We start from the raw sequence: 17685 nt of genomic DNA on the forward strand, positions 1-17685 counted from the left end.
GTCGGAGACTTCCATGAGCATGACCGTCCGCCGCCGCGCCTTCGCCTCCGTCGCCGCAGCGGCCCTCGTCGCCGGCGGCGCCGCCGGGTTCGGCCTGACCGAGCCCGGCACGCCGGCCTATGCCCAGGCCCTGCCCAAGACCCCGATCGAAGCGCCCGAGCACCCGCCGGGCTCCTTCGCCAACGTCGTCGACAAGGTGAAGCCGGGCGTCGTCGCCGTGAAGGTGAAGCTCGACAACAGCGCCGACGATGACGACGACAGCGCGGGCGGCCCCAACCTGCAGCAGGTGCCGCCGCAGTTGCGCGAGTTCTTCAAGCGCTTCGGCCAGGGTGGACCTGGTGGTCCGGGCGGGCCCGGCGGCCGTGGGATGCCGCAGCGCGGCGAGCGCGGCGCGGTCGGCTCGGGCTTCATCATCTCGGCGGACGGCTATGTGGTCACCAACAACCACGTCGTCGACAAGGCCAAGACCGTGCAGGTCACCCTCGATGACAGCCGCACCCTCGACGCCAAGGTGATCGGCAAGGATCCGAAGACCGACATCGCGCTCCTCAAGATCACCGAGAGCGGCAGCTACCCCTACGTCCAGTTCGGCAAGAGCGCCCCGCGGGTCGGCGACTGGGTCGTCGCCATCGGCAACCCGTTCGGCCTCGGCGGCACAGTGACGGCAGGCATCGTCTCGGCCCGCGGTCGCGACATCGGCGCCGGCCCCTACGACGACTTCCTTCAGATCGACGCGCCGATCAACAAGGGCAATTCCGGCGGCCCGACCTTCAACGTCAACGGCGAGGTCGTGGGCGTGAACACGGCGATCGCCTCGCCGTCCGGCGGCTCGGTCGGCCTCGCCTTCGCGATCCCCGCCGAGACCGTGCAGACGGTGGTCGACCAACTCCGCAGCGACGGCAAGGTGGTGCGCGGCTATCTCGGCGTGCAGGTCCAGCCCGTCACCAAGGACATCGCCGACGGGCTCGGCCTCGACAAGGCCAAGGGCGCGCTGGTCGATCACGCCGAGAACGGCACCCCCGCCGCCAAGGCCGGCCTGAAATCCGGTGACGTGATCGAGTCGGTCAACGGCGCCCCGGTCAACGACGCCCGCGATCTCTCGCGGCGCATCGCCGGCCTCAAGCCCGGCACCGAGGTGAAGCTGGCTTATCTGCGGGGCGGCAAGAGCGACGTCGCGACGGTCGAACTCGGCACGCTTCCGACCGACGCGAAGGTCGCGAGCCGCAGCGACAGCTCCACCGGCGGCCAGCCGCGCCTCGGCCTCAGCCTGGCGCCGGCGAACGATGTCGGCCTCGGCGACGAGGGCGTGGCGGTGATGGATGTCGATCCCGACGGCCCGGCCGCATCCAAAGGCATCGCGCAGGGCGACGTGATCCTAGATGTCGCCGGCACCAGCGTCTCGAAGCCCTCCGACGTCCAGGCGCAGATCCGCGCCGCCGAGTCGAACGGCCGCAAGGCCGTGCTGATGCGGGTGAAGAGCGCCAAGGGCCAGACCCGCTTCGTCGCCGTGGCGCTCGGCAAGAAGGAGGGCTGATCTCCCCTCGCGAACGACGGCGGGACCGCCTCCGGCCCCGCCGACCGCACTGCATCTCCTCCCGACTTCGTGCCCGCTCCCTGAGCGGGCATTTTTTCGTTCGGTCTCTCGCTCTGCGCCCGGCCGGCAGCATTTCACCGAACGGCGGGGACGGCGCGGTCCGCGACGCCAAGTCCTGCGACAGGCGTCGATCGTGTTCGACGAGACCCGCACGACCACAGGAACATTCTCTCAGGTTACTCGAGCACCCTCAGGTTATCTATCTGATCCGTCTACGTAACTGCCCGATTTCCGAGCCATAAGCATCGTATTTTAAGAGCACATAAAGACATCGTTCTGCACAGCGAAACAACACTTTTTGTCTCGACGGCAGCACGATGAAAATCGGTATTCGTACGCGTCTCTACGGTGGTTTTTCTGCGTTGGTCGTCCTGTCCTGCGGTATGGGGGCGTTCTCCTACACGCAGCTCGACAGTCTCGACGACATGTTTCGTGCGCGGGCGCAGCTCGAATCCGCGGCCCGGACCCTCTATACCATCAACGGCCTGTCCGACCGGCTGATCGGCCAAGCGGCCCAGTACAGGCTGACCCAGGCGCCCGACTACACGACCGGAATGTTCGCGTCGCTGGACTCGATCCGGCAGGGGTCCGACAAACTCATCGCGAGCACACCGAGCGCGGAGCGGCGCAAAGCCTACGAGCGGCTTCGGGATCAGTCGGCCGATCTCGGCAAGGCGCTGCCGAAGCTGGTCGAACTCGGTGCTCAGATCCGCGAGAACCGGGCCGGCGTCTACGCCAACGGCGACGACCTGACCAAGGCCTCCGGCGTTCTCGTCGCCCAGTTGCGGGCCACGGGCCAAGATGAAGTGATCGCCCAGGCCGTGGAGGTCGAGCGCACGCTCCTTCTGTTCCGCATCATGAACTGGCGCTTCCTCGCCACCAAGGATCCGAAGGGCCGTGCCCTCTCGGCCAACGCCTTCGGCAACGCCGAGGCCGCCCTGGCAAAACTGAAGGCTCTCGATCTCACCGCCGACGACGAGAAGACGGCACAGCTCGTCGGCGAGACTCTGAGCCGCCTCAACACCAGCATCGTCGCCGCCTCCCAGGCCATCGTCGAGAGCGAAGCGTTTTTCGAGGAGACGCTGAAGCCGAGGGTGGACGGCATCAACGCGACGGGCCTGTTCGTGCGCAGCAAGCTCGAGACGGCGCTTCAGGAAGGGGTCGAGCAGAGCAACGCCCTGATGACGCGGGCGAAGACCGTCCAGCTCATCCTGCTCGGCCTGATCCTGGCCACCGGCGCGGCAATGGCCTTCCTGATCGCCCGCAGCCTGATCCGCCCGATCTCGGGGATGACCACCGCGATGAGCCGCCTCGCGGCGGGTGAGACGGCTATCGACGTGCCGTCTCGGCACGCGGTGGACGAGATGGGCCGGATGGCCGAGGCCGTCGAGGTGTTCCGGCAGAACGCCGTGGCACGCATCGAGCTGGAAGCGGAGCAGGTCGCGCAGCAATCCGCCCGCCAGCGCCGGGCCGACCGTGTCGATGGGCTCGTGCGCGGCTTCGAGGAAAAGATCGCCGCCTCCATCGCCATCGTGACTTCGGCGGCGACCGAACTGGACAGCACCGCCCGCTCGATGACGCAGGTCGCCGACAGCACCAACGGGCAGGCGGTCGCCTCCAGCGCCGCGGCCGAGGAAGCCACCGTGAACGTGCAGACGGTCGCCGCAGCGGCGGAAGAGATGGTCGCCTCGCTCGGCGAGATCGAGCGGCGCGTCCAGCAATCCAACGATGTGGCGAGCCATGCCAGCCACGAGGCCCGCACGACCACCGACTCGATGAGCCATCTCAGCCGCGCCGCCGAGAAGATCGGCGAGGCGGTGACGATGATCTCAGGGCTCGCGAGCCAGACGAACCTGCTCGCCCTCAACGCCACCATCGAGGCGGCGCGGGCCGGCGAGGCGGGCCGCGGCTTCGCGGTCGTCGCCACCGAGGTCAAGGAACTGGCGGCGCAGACCGCCCGCACGACGGAGGCGATCTCCGATCAGGTCACGGCGATCCAAGCCGCCTCGACCCAGGCGCTCGGCGCAATCCAGCAGATCGGCCGGACCATCGTCTCGGTCAACGACATCACCGCCTCGATCGCGGCGACCGTCGTGCAGCAGACCGCCGCGACCAACGAGATCGCCCGCAACGCATCCGAGGCCGCCCGCGGCACCCAGGACGTGTCGATGAGCGTGGCGCAGGTGCAGGCGCTTTCGAGCGAGACCGGATCAGCCGCACAGCAGGTGATGATGGCCTCGTCCGAACTGTCGACCCAGTCCGAGAACGTGCGGCGCGAGGTCGAGAATTTTCTTGCCGCGATCCGGGCCGCCTGACGGTCCCGCGACACGGACGGATTGGCGGTCCGCCCATCAGCGTCTACCAACGTCCGGTCCCGCCACGGAGCCGGACGTTGGTAGACGAGATGCTCGGACCGTGAGACCGGTGCCGCCCCGCTCCCATCACGGCTTCCTTGATCGGCTCGCCCTCGCGGCGGGCCGAACCGCGTCGGGGCTGGGCCCGTGGGCAGCGATGATCCGCAGCCTCGCGCTGGCTCTGGCCGCCTGCGCCGTCTCTCCGGCCATCGCCCGTGTCGAACCGCTCGCGGCGGAGAGTCCGCGCATTCCCGAACCGATGGTGTTCGACCTGCTGCGACCGCTCGGGGCGCGGGCGGGGGAGCGCGAGGTCAACGTCCTGACGGTGCGTCCGCTGAGCCGGGGAACGACGGATTGGGCCCCCGAACTCGAATACGCCTACGCGGATGGTCAATCGTTCGAGCTGGAGCTTCCGTTCGAGGACGGACGCCTGACGCAGGTCAAGGTCGCCCTCCAGGGCACCTTCGGCACGGGGGCGGGCGGGCGCTGGATCCACGGCTGGCAGTATATCGGCCAAGTCGAGCGCGGCAGCGCGACGGTCCGCAACTCCCTGCTCTACATCTCCGGATACCGCTTCGACGCGCGCTGGAGCATGTTGAGCATGGCCGGATTGCGGCAAGTCGGCATCCGACAGATCGGGCCGACCTCGCTGCTTCTCAACCATTCGTTCTTCTACGACCTCGATCCGGAGACGGTACTCGGGTGCGAATTCAACCTGAGGCAGGACATCGCCGGGGACGACCGCACCCGCGCCCTCGTCATCCCCCAGATCCACCGCCGGCTCTCGGAGTTGACGAGCCTCCAGGCCGGCCTCGGGATCGAGTTCCAGACGAACCGTGACCCTGGGCTCGTCGCGGCCATGCGGCTGATCCGCGAGTTCTGAAGCCCCTTGGCCGCCGACGGACCCGGCGGCGGCCTTTCGGGTTCTCCCGTCACCGGGAGTGCTGCGAGAGGAACACGGGCATGGCGAGCGTCGAGGCATCGGGCACCTTCGCGATCGGTGGCGATCTCACCGTCCACCGGCTCGGGTTCGGCGCCATGCGCGTCACCGGCTCCGGCATCTGGGGGGATCCGCCCGACCGGGATAAGGCGAAGGCGACCCTGCGGGCGGTGCCCAACCTCGGGATCGACCTGATCGACACCGCCGACAGTTACGGCCCCTTCGTCAGCGAGGATCTGATCCGCGAGACGCTTCATCCCTACGAGGGGCTCGTCATCGCCACCAAGGGCGGCCTGACGCGGCACGGGCCCGACATCTGGCGGCCGGTCGGCAATCCCGATTACCTGCGCCAATGCGTGCTGATGAGCCTGCGGCGGCTCGGTCTCGAACGGATCGACCTGTGGCAGCTTCATCGGATCGGCCCGGACTGCCCTCGCGAGGTGCAGTTCGAAGCAATCGCCCGAATGCGGGAGGAGGGGTTGATCCGCCATGTCGGACTGTCCGAGGTGTCGGTCGAGGACATCGAAGCCGCCCAGAAGTTCTTCCCCGTCGCGAGCGTGCAGAACCGCTACAATCTCGTCGATCGCACCAGCGAGGCCGTGCTGGCGCATTGCGAGCGGCACGGGATCGGCTTCATCCCGTGGGCGCCCCTCGACAAGGGATCGCTGACGGGCCCTGCTTCGGCTCTGGAATCGATTGCCGGGCGTCTCGGCGCGAGCGGCGGCGCGGTGGCGCTCGCGTGGCTGCTGAAGCGCTCGCCGGTGATGCTGCCGATCCCCGGCACCGGCGATCCCGGTCACCTCGCCGAGAATGCCGCGGGTGCAACCCTCACCCTGAGCGACGAAGATTTCGCCGTCCTCGACCGGGCAGGCCGCGAGGCATGGCGGGGCGGCAGCATATGAGACCCGGAACGTGCTGGCGCGCACCTTGCACCGAGGTGGCGACGGAACCGGGCAGGTCCTGAGCCTTTCCGTTTCGGGCGCCGACACGGTGCCGGACAGGAAGGATCGACATGTCGTCAGCCGGCCACCTCGCACGCTCCGGTCTTCTCGGTGGTCTGATCGCTGGCTTGGCGCTCGCCGGTCTCGCCACCCTGCCGGCAGAGGCGCGCACGAGCTGGGTCTCCGGCACCTACGTCTACGCTGACCTCTGCACGATGCCGGCGGACGGCGCGCAGGCCGGCCGGCGCATCACGCTCAAGCGGTGGCCCAAGGGGGACAACCTCGTCTACGAGGGGGCGGGACTGCCGGCCCCGATCGAGACCGCGGTTTCGATCGACGACGGCACCAAGGATGTCGCCTTCCATCTCGAGACGAGCGCCGGTCTCGTCAGCTTCCGCGGCACGGCCGGAGCCGACGCCCTGGTCGGCACGCTGCACGGCGCCGACGGCTCGCAGTCGCTGCGCCTGAAGCGCGTCCTGCGCGCCCGCGCTCAGGAGACATGCCCAGGCGAGACCACCGGCTCGATCAACTGAGCCACCGCGCCCGAACCTCCGTGGCCGGACCCTGACGCCTGCTGCCCGATAGCATCGATACCACCTGTCTCCTTCCGCCATTGACGCCGCGTGGCTCTGGCGCAAGTGAGACGCCGGGGGCGGACACGAGGCGACGAGCATGGGCGGGACGAAGCGCAGCTACCGGATCGCGGTGATTCCCGGAGACGGCATCGGCAAGGAGGTCGTGCCGGAGGGCGTTCGGGTTCTGGAACGGGCCGCCACCCGCCACGGCTTCGAGATCGTGCAGGACTGGTTCGATTTCGCGAGTTGCGACTACTACGAAGCGCACGGGCAGATGATGCCCGAGGACTGGAAGGCGCAGATCGGCTCCCACGATGCGATCTTCTTCGGCGCCGTCGGCATGCCCGAGCGGGTGCCGGACCACATTTCGCTCTGGGGCTCGCTGATCCAGTTCCGGCGCGAATTCGACCAATACGTCAACCTGCGCCCGGTGCGACTGATGCCGGGCGTGCCGTCGCCGCTCGCCGGCCGCGAGCCCGGCGACATCGATTTCTGGGTCGTCCGCGAGAACACCGAGGGCGAGTATTCCAACGCGGGCGGGCGGATGTTTCCCGGCACCGAGCGCGAATTCGCGGTGCAGGAATCGGTGTTCACCCGGCACGGCATCGATCGCGTACTAAAGTTCGCCTTCGAGCTGGCGCAGAGCCGCCCGAAGCGCCACCTCACCTCGGCGACCAAATCGAACGGCATCTCGATCACCATGCCGTTCTGGGATGAGCGGGTGCGGGCCGTCGCCGAGCGCTTCCCCGATATCCGTTGGGACCAGTACCACATTGACATCCTGACCGCGCATTTCGTGCTGAATCCGGATCGGTTCGACGTGGTGGTCGCCTCGAACCTCTTCGGCGACATCCTCTCCGATCTTGGCCCGGCCTGCACCGGCACCATCGGCATCGCGCCATCGGGCAACATCAACCCGGAGCGCCTGCACCCGTCCGTGTTCGAACCGGTGCACGGCTCGGCCCCCGACATCGCCGGCCAGGGGCTCGCCAACCCGATCGGCCAGATCTGGTCGGGGGCGATGATGCTGGAGCATCTCGGCGAGCGGGAGGCTGCCGGCGAAATCGTTGCCGCCATCGAGCGGGTACTCACGGAGCAGACGCTGCGCACGCGCGATCTCGGCGGCACCGCCGACACGCAGGCCTGCGGCCGCGCGGTCGAACAGGCGATGGGCTGAAGGACCGCCCGCGATGAGACCCGTCGTCGTCACCGTCGCGATCACCGGCTCGGTCGCCCGCAAGGCCGACAACCCGACCGTGCCGATCACCCCCGCCGAGCAGATCGAATCGACCCACGCCGCCTACGAGGCCGGCGCGGCGCTCGCCCACATCCATGTCCGCGAGGACGACGAGAGCCCCTCCCTCGATCCCGACCGGTTCGCGGCGGTGCAGGCGGGCATCCGGCGGCATTGCCCGGACATGATCGTCCAGTTCTCGACGAGCGGGGCGGGGCCCGATCCCACGGAGCGGGGCGCCTGCCTGATCCACCGGCCCGATATGGCCTCGCTCACCACCGGCTCCGTCAATTTCGGCGACGGCGTCTACGAGAACCCGGCCGCCTCGTTCACGGCGCTCGGCCAGCGGATGCGGGACGAGGGCGTACGCCCGGAGATCGAGGTGTTCGACCTCACTCACATCCACAACGCCCGCCGTCTCGTGGACGAGGGATTAATCGGCGCCGAGCCCCATCTGCAGTTCGTCATGGGCATCCGCAACGCCCTGCCGCCCGACCCGCACCTGCTCGACATCCTGCTGGCCGAGACCCGGCGCCTGTTGCCGGGCGCGACCTGGGGCGCCTTCGGCATCGGCCGCTTTCAGAGCCCGGTGATGGGCTGGGCTGTGTCGCGGGGCGCGCAGAGCGTGCGCACGGGTTTGGAGGACAACGTGCGACTCTCGAAGGAGCGGCTCGCCGACGGCAATGCCGACCTTGTCCGTCTGGCTACCCGAATCTGCGCCGAGCACAGCGCCCGGCCGGCGACACCGGCCGAGGCGCGAGCGATCCTGCACCTCGGCTGAGCCCAGGGCGTCGTCCCGAAAGGCGGTTCAAGCCTCTCTGGACGACGCACTCGCGCGCCGATCAGGCGAGAACCGGGCTCGTCTTGCGCCCCAGCGCCTCCTCGACGGTGCCGTCCCCGTCGAGATAGCCGTGGCGCTTCGGGTTCGGCATCACCAGCGAAGCGATGAACGAGATCGCCAGCATCACCGCGACGTACCAGAAGAAGCTGCTCTCGGCGCCGACATGCTTGAGCCAGAGCGCGACTGCCTCCGCCGTGCCGCCGAACAGTGAGTTGGCCACCGCGTAGGACAGGCCGACGCCGAGCGCACGCACCTGGGTCGGGAACAGCTCCGCTTTCACGATGCCGCTGATGCCGGTGTAGAAGCTGATCACGACGAGCCCGGTCATGATGAGGCCGAAGGACAGGATCGGATCGGTGGTGGTGCCGATCGCCGTCATCAGCGGCACGATCATCACCATGCCGAGGCCGCTGAACAGCAGCATGTTCGTCTTTCGGCCGATCCGGTCGGAGAGCCAGCCGAAGAAGGGCTGGATCACCATGTAGGCGAACAGCGCCACCGTCGTGATCTTCGATGCGGTTACCTTGTCCAGATGGGCGGTGTTGAAGAGGTACTTCGGCATGTAGGTCGTGAGCGTGTAGAACGACAGCGACCCGCCGGCCGTATAGGCCAGCACCACGGCGAAGGCCCGCCAGTGCTTGAGAAGCCCGGAGAGGGTTCCCGCTTCCTTCGAATCCTTGTTCTCCGCGCTCATCGTCTCGGAGAGCGAGCGGCGCAGGAACAGGGCGACCACCGCGGCCAGCGCGCCGATGACGAAGGGGATGCGCCAGCCCCAGGCCGTGAGTTGCTCGGCCGTGAGCAAGCTCTGGAGCACGACGAGGACCAGCGAGGCGAGCAACTGGCCGCCGATCAGCGTGACGTATTGGAACGAGGCGAAGAACCCGCGCTGCCCCTTGGTCGCGACCTCGCTCATGTAGGTCGCGCTGGTGCCGTACTCGCCGCCAACGGACAGGCCCTGCACCATGCGCGCGATGACGAGCAGGACCGGCGCGAGGTGGCCGACGGTCGCGTAGGTCGGCAACAGGGCGATGGCGAGCGAGCCGCCGCACATCATCAGCACCGAGATCATCAAGGAGGTCTTGCGCCCGAGACGGTCGGCGATGCGCCCGAACAGCCAGCCGCCGATCGGCCGCATGAAGAAGCCCACCGCGAAGACCGCGGCCGACTTCAGGAGTTGGCCCGTGTCGTCGCCCTCCGGAAAGAAGACCGGGGCGAAGTAGAGGGCGAAGAAGGCGTAGCAGTAGAAGTCGTACCACTCGACGAGATTGCCCGACGAGGAACCGACGATGGCCATGATGCGGCGGCGGCGGTCGGCGGCCTCGTCGAGCGGCGGCGCGGTGGCGCTGGTCTCCAGCATGCGTTTCCCCTGATGGTCCGGCCCTTGAGCGGCCGTGAGCGTTTATCAGAGGCCGGTATTTACCCGAGACGGGCCCCGCGCCGACGCGGTCGGCGGCCATTCCATGACAGATGCCGGGGAACGTTGCGCACAAAGGCTTGGATCGATCGGAACGATGGGCCCTCGTTCCGGCATGGCAGGCGGCAAGCCCTGCCGGCCACCGTGCCTGGGCCTTCCCAGTGCGGGGGGAGAGAGGCCCGGGCGGCACGAGGGTCAGCTCAAGCGCGGTTCCCCCGTCTCAGTCTTCCCAAGCACATGACAGCCTGACTTTCGGACGCCGAAAGACTCAAGCGTATCCATTCGTGCAACCCCACGGTTTTCCCGAAGAACAAGCTGGAGAGCTTATTCCGGGAACGGTTTTGCGACGTTTGCCGTTGCGTCCCCGGCTTCGGCACCAAGTCGGTCGCTGAGAAGAAACAGGGACGGAACATGACGAAACTCTTTCGCAGCACGGCGACGGCGGCGATCCTGATGTTGGGCGCGGCAACCGCACTCGCTCAAGGCGGCGGCGGCGGCGGCGGTGTTGGGGCCGGGGGGGCCGGCGGCGGTGGTGCTGGCGCAGGAGGTGCCGGGATGGGCGCAGGCGGTGCCGGTGGAGGCGCTGGAGGCGCGGGCGGCGCGGGTGGCGGTGCGGCCGGCGGAGCACGGGGCGGCGCGGGCGAGGCCGGCGGCGCAGGCGGTGCCCGTGGGGGCGCCGATGTCGGTGGGACCCGTGGCGGCGAGAGCGGCGGGGCACCCGGTGGCGCGTCGCGCGGCGGCGAGAGTGGAGAGCCGGGTGTCCGTGGCGGGCGCGAAGGTGGCCCGGCCCGTGCCGAACAGCCGAGCGAGCGCGGCAACCGCGAGTCCGGGCAGACCGACCGCGGCGGCGCAGGCGAGCGCGGCGGACGGGACGGACGAGACGGGCCGGGCGAGCGCGGCGGGCGTGACGGCCGAGATGGGGCCGGCGAGCGCGGCGGGCGGGATGCGGCGGGTGAACGCGGCGGTGCCGGCGAGCGAGGTGGTCGTGGGGCCGCCACCGAGGCGCGGGGCGCTTCGAAGAACCTGAGCTCGACGCAACGCGGCGAGTTCCGCCAGTCGATCACCCGTTCCAGCGTTCGCGCCGTCACGAATGTCAACTTCGCCGTCCGCGTCGGCACGGCAATCCCGCGCTCGGTCTCGCTGCACCCGCTACCCCCAGCGATTCTCTCGGTGGTGCCGGCCTATCGCGGTCTGCAATTCATTCTCGTCGGGGACGACATCGTCATCATCGATCCTGACACCTACGAGATCGTCGACGTGATCCCGGCCTGATCCGGCTGCACGGCACGACCGGAGAGGCGGCGGGGCGACAGCTCCGCCGCCTCTTTCGCTTCCCGAGGTATGCTTGCGGAACAGGAGAGGAACGTCTAGGCTGTTCGTGCTTTGTTTTCAACGATTCTGCGGCGCCCTCGGCCCGCGCTCGACAGCAGGTGCCGCATGCTGACCCGCAAGCAACTCGAACTGCTCCAGTTCATCCAGCAGAGGATGCAGGAGAGCGGTGTGCCGCCGTCCTTCGACGAAATGAAGGACGCGCTCGACCTGAAATCCAAGTCCGGTATCCACCGCCTTATCATGGCGCTGGAAGAACGCGGCTTCCTCCGCCGTCTGCCGAACCGGGCGCGGGCGATCGAGATCCTGCGCATGCCCGATATGCCGGCGGCCAAGCCCGCATCGTCCGAGCCGCGACGCTTCACGCCGAGCGTGGTCGAGGGCGGCCTTTCGGCCAAGCCTGCCGCGCCGAAGCCTGCCATGCTTCAGGCCCATGACGGCAAGGGCCAGTCGGTGATGGTGCCGGTGATGGGCCGGATCGCTGCCGGTGTTCCGATCTCGGCGATCGAGAGCCAGAGCCATTCGATTTCGATGTCCCCCGACTTCCTGGCGGGCGGCGAGCACTACGCGTTGGAAGTGCGCGGCGATTCGATGATCGAGGCCGGCATCCTCGATGGCGATCTCGTGGTGATCCACAAGCAGGAGACCGCCAATAACGGCGACATCATCGTCGCGCTGATCGATGACGAGGAGGCGACGCTCAAGCGCTTGCGCCGCCGCGGTTCGTCGATCGCGCTGGAAGCCGCCAACCCGGCCTACGAGACCCGCGTGCTCGGTCCCGACCGGGTGCGCATCCAGGGCAAGCTCGTGAGCCTCGTGCGCCGTTACTGAGGGCTCTCGGCGTGCGGCGGGTCTGACGGATCCGCCGCACTCGGATCGTAGGAAGGTTGGGAGTCCGACAGGGCTGCCGGCGTTGTTGGGCCGGAAGGCCGGGGCTGCCAGGGCTGCGGCCGATCGGCCCCGCGGGCGGTGACGATGTCAGGCCCTGTCGTTCCAAGGCGGATCGCGGTGGCCCCCCGCGCCGCCAGAAATGCCCGGTCGGCGATCAGCGGCGCGGCACAGCCCGGCGGGGCACGCAAGCGGCTGATGAGGATGTCGGCCCGGGCGCAATCCTCGGCGAAGGCGCGCTTGTCGGTGACGAGGGCGACGGCACGGCCGTCCACCGCCGTGAGGGTGCAGCCGATCCGGTCGCAGCGCGGACCGTCGGCGCCGGTCGCGGCCTCCGGACGGCGCCCGTCACCGTCGGCCTTCAACCATTGTTCGAGTACGAAGCCGGGCGGGCGTCCGAGGACCACGAGGCGGCCGTCCTTGCCGCGGACCGCGGCGCCCGCCCCATCCCGATCGATATAGATGTCGTACCGGATCGGGCTCGCGGCGAGGGCGATTCCAAGCCCGGCCGGTATGAGGGCGAGGAGACGCAGCCGCGATACGGGGAGTGTTGCCAGCAGCAGGGCGACGGCGAGCAGCATCAGCGCACCCGTCCCGAAGGCCGGCAGCACGACGGTGGCCTGCCCAAACCCAGCGATCCAGGCGGAGATCTCGAGCATGCCGCGCACCGCAAGCCCCATCAGCCACCAGACCGGACGGTCGAGGGCGAAGGGGTAGGCCAGCATGCCGAGTACCGCCGCGGGCATCACCGCGAGCGAGACGAGCGGCAGAGTCAGCGCGTTGCCGACGAGGCCGAAGGGCTGCACGGTCTGGAAGTGGTAGGTCGCGAACGGTGCGGTGGCGAGCTGCGCCACCAGCGTCGTGGCAAGCGTTCCGACCACCGCCTTCGCCACCCATGAGGCGGCCCGCGCGATCCGAGACGAGCTGTCGGTTCGTAAGACCCGCCCGTCGATGAGCGGCGCGCAGGCGATGAGGCCGGCCACCGCGCCGAACGACATCTGAAAACTCGGGCCCAGCAGCGCCTCCGGCTCGCGGGCGAGCGCCAGGATCGCCGCGAGGGCGAGGTTCCGCAGGCTGAGCGCCGGGCGGTCGACGAGGATCGCGCCGAGCATCACCAGCGTCATGATCAGTGCCCGCTCGGCGGCGACATCCCAACCCGAGAAGGCGCAGTAGGCGGTCACGCCCAGCATCGCCGTACCCGCCGCGATCTTCTTGATGGGCCAGGCGAGGGCGAGCACCGGCACCAGGGCGAGACCGGCTCGCACCAGCCAGAACACGACGCCGGCCGCGAGCACCATGTGGAGCCCAGAGATCGAAACGACGTGATAAATCCCCGCCGCCCGCAGCACGTCGTTGGTCTCGTTGGAGATCAGCCCGCGCTTTCCGGTGACGAGAGCCGCCGCCACCGCGCCGGCCTGTCCGCCGATCGCGTCGGTGATGCGGCGGGTGAAGGCGTTGCGGGCCGCGTCGATGGCGGCGGTCAACCGCAGCGATAGGGCCAGCGGCTCGGCCGGGGGGCCGACCTCGACCTTGCCGACCAGCGAGCCCACGGCACCGATTCTGCGAAAGTAGGCGTCGCGCGCAAAGTCGTAGCCGCCCGGCCGCACCGCCTCCGGCGGCGGTAGGAGACGGGCGGTGGCGCGGATGGCGTCCCCCGGCCGCACCGCCTGCGCGGCACGGTAGGAGACCCGCACCCGGCGCGGACGGCGCTCCGCATCGAGATCGCCGAATCGCTCGACACGCACGATCAGCCGGGCGCCGCCCTCGCGCTCATCGAGCCCTTCGACCAAGCCAACGAGCGGCGCGATGGTGACGCGGGTCAGCACAGGCCCCGCCACGGAGGCGACGCGCCAGACGCCCGCGGCGAAGCCGAGGAAGACGGCGGCAAGGCCGAGCATCAGCGCGAGCGCTACCGGGCGCGCCCGCAGAAACAGCGTCACCGCAAGGCAGAGCCCCGCTGCGATCAGCGGCGCAGCCAGCGACGGCTCTCCATCGGTCGCGGTGAAGAAGACGAGAATGCCGGCCCCGAAGGCGACGGCGAGCCAGGGGAACAGCCGCCGCTGCTCGGCCTCGCGGGCGATGCTGCCGCGCAGACCGTCGAGAGTGGCCTGCCAGAGCTGTGCGGGGGCGGGAACGCGGCCGGCGAGGAGGGCCGGAACGGCCCCGCGCATCGCCCTGCCGCTGCCCCCTGCCATGCGCCCCCTGCCGCCCCCCGCCGCGCTCCGAGACCTGCGATGCCCGCGCGGCGGGCAATCGTGACGAATTCTTAACGCATCCGCTCGCTCGTGCTACACGCCCGCAGAGACCGGCCGCGGCCGCACGCGCGCCATCCCGCACTTTTTCAAGAAGAAGCCTCCCAGCAGCCGATGTCGTCACCGGTCGTCACGCGCTTTGCGCCCTCACCCACGGGCTTCCTGCATATCGGGGGAGCGCGCACGGCTCTGTTCAATTGGCTCTACGCCCGCCGCTTCGGCGGGCGGATGCTGCTGCGCATCGAGGACACCGACCGGGAGCGATCGACGCAAGGTGCGATCGACGCGATCCTCGACGGGATGCGCTGGCTCGGCCTCGATTGGGACGGGGAGGTGATCTACCAGTTCGCCCGCGCCGAGCGGCACCGCGAGGTCGCCGAGAGCCTGCTCGCCTCGGGCAACGCCTATCACTGTTACGCCACCGCCGAGGAACTCGTGCAGATGCGCGAGACCGCCCGTGCCGAGGGCCGTGCCCCGCGCTACGACGGCCGCTGGCGCGACCGCGACCCGTCCGAGGCGCCCGCGGGCGTGAAGCCGGTGATCCGCCTGCGCGCGCCGAGCGACGGTGAGACCGTGGTCGAGGACGCCGTGCAGGGCCGCGTCACCTGGGCCAACCGAGACCTCGACGACCTCGTGCTGCTGCGCTCCGACGGCACGCCGACCTACATGCTCGCCGTCGTGGTGGACGACCACGACATGGGCGTCAGCCAAGTGATCCGCGGCGACGACCACCTCACCAACGCCGCCCGCCAGAGCCAGATCTACCGGGCGCTCGGCTGGGACGTGCCGGCGATGGCGCATATCCCGCTCATCCACGGGGCGGACGGCGCCAAGCTGTCGAAGCGCCACGGTGCGCTCGGCGTCGAGGAGTATCGCGACCGCGGCTACCTCCCGGCGGCGCTGCGCAACTACCTCGTGCGGCTCGGCTGGAGCCACGGCGATCAGGAAGTGTTCTCCACGGAGGAGATGATCGCCGCCTTCGACCTGAAGGCGATCGGCCGCTCGGCGGCGCGGTTCGACTTCACCAAGCTGGAAAGCCTCAACGGGCTCTACATCCGCGGCAGCGACGATTCGGTGCTGGTGGATGCGATCGACGCGATCCTGCCGGTCCGTGGCCCCGAGCGGGGCCTGCCGACCAAGCTGACGCCGGATCTGCGCGAAAAAGTCCTGTCGGCGATGCCTGGCCTGAAGGAGCGCGCCAAGACCCTCGTCGAACTCCTCGACAGCGCCTACTACCTCTACGCCCCGCGCCCGCTCGCTCTCGACGCCAAGGCCGAAGCCTTGCTCGCGGGCGAAGCGCCCGAGCGGCTGCGCGCGCTCCTGCCGGCGCTCGAAGCCCTCCCGGAATGGAACGCAGCGACGACCGAGGCTGCGGTGCGCCAGTTCGCGGACGGTCAGGGAGTCAAGCTCGGCCAAGTCGCCCAGCCCCTGCGGGCGGCGCTGACGGGGCGCGCTACCTCGCCGCCGGTCTTCGACGTCCTGGCCGTGCTCGGCCGGGACGAGGCACTCGCCCGCCTCCGGGATCGCTTGCCGGCCTAAAGGCCGGCCACGCGACGGATCAACGCATAAGCCCTCTCGACGCATCGGCCGAGCCGATGCGTCGAGTCGCGATATCCGCACCTCTGGGCTTCGTGGCGCCATGAATGACAATCCGGCGCAAATGACAGCCCCAACTTTTGCCGGCGGCACATCGTCCGGTCGAGGGCCGGAAGATCCTGCTCGGACGCGTATTTCGGCGTCATCTTCGCTCTGACAGAGCGCTCTGAGTGACCAAGAGTTGCGCGCGGGAACCGGTCGGATGAGATTTCATCCCTCTCGTGCAGTAACAGATGCGGCCTGTTTTTCGCATATGCGAAGAGGCCGGGAGCGGCCCACCGTTGCTGGGCGCCGACCGATCCGCTAACCCGGTGCCTCAGTGAGCGGGTGCAGTGCTCTGCTGCGGCGCCACAACGGAGCGGGCGGCATTGGCCTCCGGTCCCGTGCTGTTCCCGTCGCAAGAAAGGGTCCGCGATCCCATGAGCGCTTCCGCCAGCACCATCATCGTGGGCGACAAGAACGTCGAATTGCCCATCAAGACCGGAACGATCGGTCCCGACGTCGTCGATATCGGCAAGCTCTACGCCCAGACCGGCAAGTTCACCTTCGATCCGGGCTTCACCTCGACCGCCTCCTGCGAATCGAAGATCACCTACATCGACGGCGACGAGGGCGTGCTGCTCTATCGCGGCTACCCGATCGAACAGCTCGCCGAGAACGGCGACTTCCTCGAAACCGCCTACCTGATGCTGTTCGGCGAGCTACCCAGCTCGGCCCAGAAGGCGGATTTCGACTACCGGGTCACGCGCCATACCATGGTGCACGACCAGATGAACCGCTTCTTCCAGGGCTTCCGCCGCGACGCCCACCCGATGGCGGTGATGGTGGCCTGCGTCGGCGCACTCTCGGCCTTCTACCACGACTCGACCGACATCTCGGACGAGTCCCAGCGGATGATCGCCTCGCTGCGCATGATCGCGAAGATGCCGACGCTGGCGGCGATGGCCTACAAGTACACGATCGGCCAACCTTTCGTGTATCCGAAGAACGACCTCGATTACACCTCGAACTTCCTGCGGATGTGCTTCGCGGTTCCGTGCGAGGAATACGTCGTCAACCCGATCTACGCCCGCGCGCTCGACAAGATCTTCATCCTTCACGCCGACCACGAACAGAATGCCTCGACCTCGACGGTGCGTCTCGCCGGCTCCTCGGGCGCGAACCCGTTCGCCTGCATCGCGGCCGGCATCGCCTGCCTGTGGGGCCCGGCCCATGGCGGCGCCAACGAGGCGGCGCTCAAGATGCTCATGGAAATCGGGCATCCCGAGAACGTGCAGAAATACGTCGCTAAGGCGAAGGACAAGAACGATCCCTTCCGCCTGATGGGCTTCGGCCACCGGGTCTACAAGAACTACGACCCGCGCGCGCGCATCATGCAGAAGACGACCCACGAGGTCCTGAACGAACTCGGGATCAAGGACGACCTGTTGGAGGTCGCCGTCCAGCTCGAGAAGATCGCTCTCGAGGATGAGTACTTCATCGAGAAGAAGCTCTACCCGAACATCGACTTCTACTCGGGCATCACCCTCAAGGCGCTCGGCTTCCCGACCTCGATGTTCACGGTGCTGTTCGCGCTCGCCCGCACCGTCGGCTGGATCGCGCAGTGGGCCGAGATGATCGAGGACCCGTCGCAGAAGATCGGCCGCCCGCGCCAGCTCTACATCGGCCCGGATCGCCGCGACTACACGCCGATCGGCCAGCGGAGCTGAGCTGAAGAGCGCCTCCGG

At 68.8% G+C, this 17685-nt stretch carries 14 protein-coding genes; 11 read left to right on the plus strand and 3 right to left on the minus strand.

Annotated features, from left to right (window positions below; all coding sequences use genetic code 11):
- The first annotated feature begins 13 nt into the window (after positions 1-13).
- The 7 genes from J2W78_RS05305 to J2W78_RS05335 all read left to right on the plus strand — a co-directional run bounded on the left by J2W78_RS05305 (position 14) and on the right by J2W78_RS05335 (position 8419).
- The gene (locus J2W78_RS05305; RefSeq protein WP_253368644.1) at positions 14-1534 is read left to right on the plus strand and encodes a Do family serine endopeptidase; all 1521 of its coding nucleotides are present in this window, start codon (positions 14-16) and stop codon (positions 1532-1534) included.
- Positions 1535-1977: 443 nt separating this feature from the next.
- Entirely contained in the window at positions 1978-3909 is a 1932-nt protein-coding gene (locus tag J2W78_RS05310) for a methyl-accepting chemotaxis protein (RefSeq protein ID WP_253373972.1), read from the plus strand.
- Positions 3910-4105: 196 nt separating this feature from the next.
- On the plus strand, positions 4106-4831 hold the full coding sequence (locus J2W78_RS05315) for a hypothetical protein (protein ID WP_253368645.1): 726 nt from the start codon (positions 4106-4108) through the stop codon (positions 4829-4831).
- An 80-nt stretch (positions 4832-4911) separates the two neighbouring features.
- A complete protein-coding gene (locus J2W78_RS05320) occupies positions 4912-5790 on the plus strand; it encodes an aldo/keto reductase (protein WP_253368648.1) in 879 nt (292 codons plus the stop codon).
- A gap of 110 nt (positions 5791-5900) precedes the next feature.
- The gene (locus J2W78_RS05325; RefSeq protein WP_253368650.1) at positions 5901-6362 is read left to right on the plus strand and encodes a hypothetical protein; all 462 of its coding nucleotides are present in this window, start codon (positions 5901-5903) and stop codon (positions 6360-6362) included.
- 139 nt (positions 6363-6501) lie between these two features.
- Positions 6502-7581: a tartrate dehydrogenase gene (locus J2W78_RS05330; RefSeq protein WP_253368652.1), complete on the plus strand. Its 1080-nt coding sequence runs from the start codon at positions 6502-6504 to the stop codon at positions 7579-7581.
- Positions 7582-7594: 13 nt separating this feature from the next.
- Positions 7595-8419: a 3-keto-5-aminohexanoate cleavage protein gene (locus J2W78_RS05335; protein WP_253368654.1), complete on the plus strand. Its 825-nt coding sequence runs from the start codon at positions 7595-7597 to the stop codon at positions 8417-8419.
- A 61-nt stretch (positions 8420-8480) separates the two neighbouring features.
- Here the strand turns inward: J2W78_RS05335 and J2W78_RS05340 are convergent, their stop codons facing one another.
- Positions 8481-9836, minus strand: coding sequence for an MFS family transporter (locus J2W78_RS05340; RefSeq protein WP_253368656.1), 1356 nt, complete (start codon positions 9834-9836; stop codon positions 8481-8483).
- Between the two features lie 381 nt (positions 9837-10217).
- A complete protein-coding gene (locus tag J2W78_RS05345; protein ID WP_253374127.1) occupies positions 10218-10931 on the minus strand; it encodes a hypothetical protein in 714 nt (237 codons plus the stop codon).
- Between the two features lie 21 nt (positions 10932-10952).
- Between J2W78_RS05345 and J2W78_RS05350 the strand changes: the two genes are divergently transcribed.
- Entirely contained in the window at positions 10953-11165 is a 213-nt protein-coding gene (locus J2W78_RS05350) for a DUF1236 domain-containing protein (protein WP_253373973.1), read from the plus strand.
- A gap of 165 nt (positions 11166-11330) precedes the next feature.
- The gene (gene lexA, locus J2W78_RS05355; protein WP_253368658.1) at positions 11331-12053 is read left to right on the plus strand and encodes a transcriptional repressor LexA; all 723 of its coding nucleotides are present in this window, start codon (positions 11331-11333) and stop codon (positions 12051-12053) included.
- On the opposite strand, the gene J2W78_RS05360 is transcribed toward lexA, so the two are convergent.
- A complete protein-coding gene (locus tag J2W78_RS05360; protein WP_253368660.1) occupies positions 12047-14305 on the minus strand; it encodes a ComEC/Rec2 family competence protein in 2259 nt (752 codons plus the stop codon). The two genes, lexA and J2W78_RS05360, sit on opposite strands and share 7 nt — an antisense overlap.
- 171 nt (positions 14306-14476) lie before the next feature.
- Between J2W78_RS05360 and gltX the strand changes: the two genes are divergently transcribed.
- Together gltX and gltA are read left to right on the plus strand one after the other, a co-directional pair.
- Positions 14477-15901 (plus strand): glutamate--tRNA ligase, encoded by a 1425-nt coding sequence (gltX, locus tag J2W78_RS05365; RefSeq protein WP_253368662.1) that lies wholly within the window; start codon positions 14477-14479, stop codon positions 15899-15901.
- A 476-nt stretch (positions 15902-16377) separates the two neighbouring features.
- Positions 16378-17667, plus strand: coding sequence for a citrate synthase (gltA, locus tag J2W78_RS05370; RefSeq protein WP_003603897.1), 1290 nt, complete (start codon positions 16378-16380; stop codon positions 17665-17667).
- The last annotated feature ends 18 nt before the right edge of the window (positions 17668-17685 follow it).

Source organism: Methylorubrum extorquens, assembly GCF_024169925.1.
GTDB classification, from domain to species: domain Bacteria; phylum Pseudomonadota; class Alphaproteobacteria; order Rhizobiales; family Beijerinckiaceae; genus Methylobacterium; species Methylobacterium extorquens_A.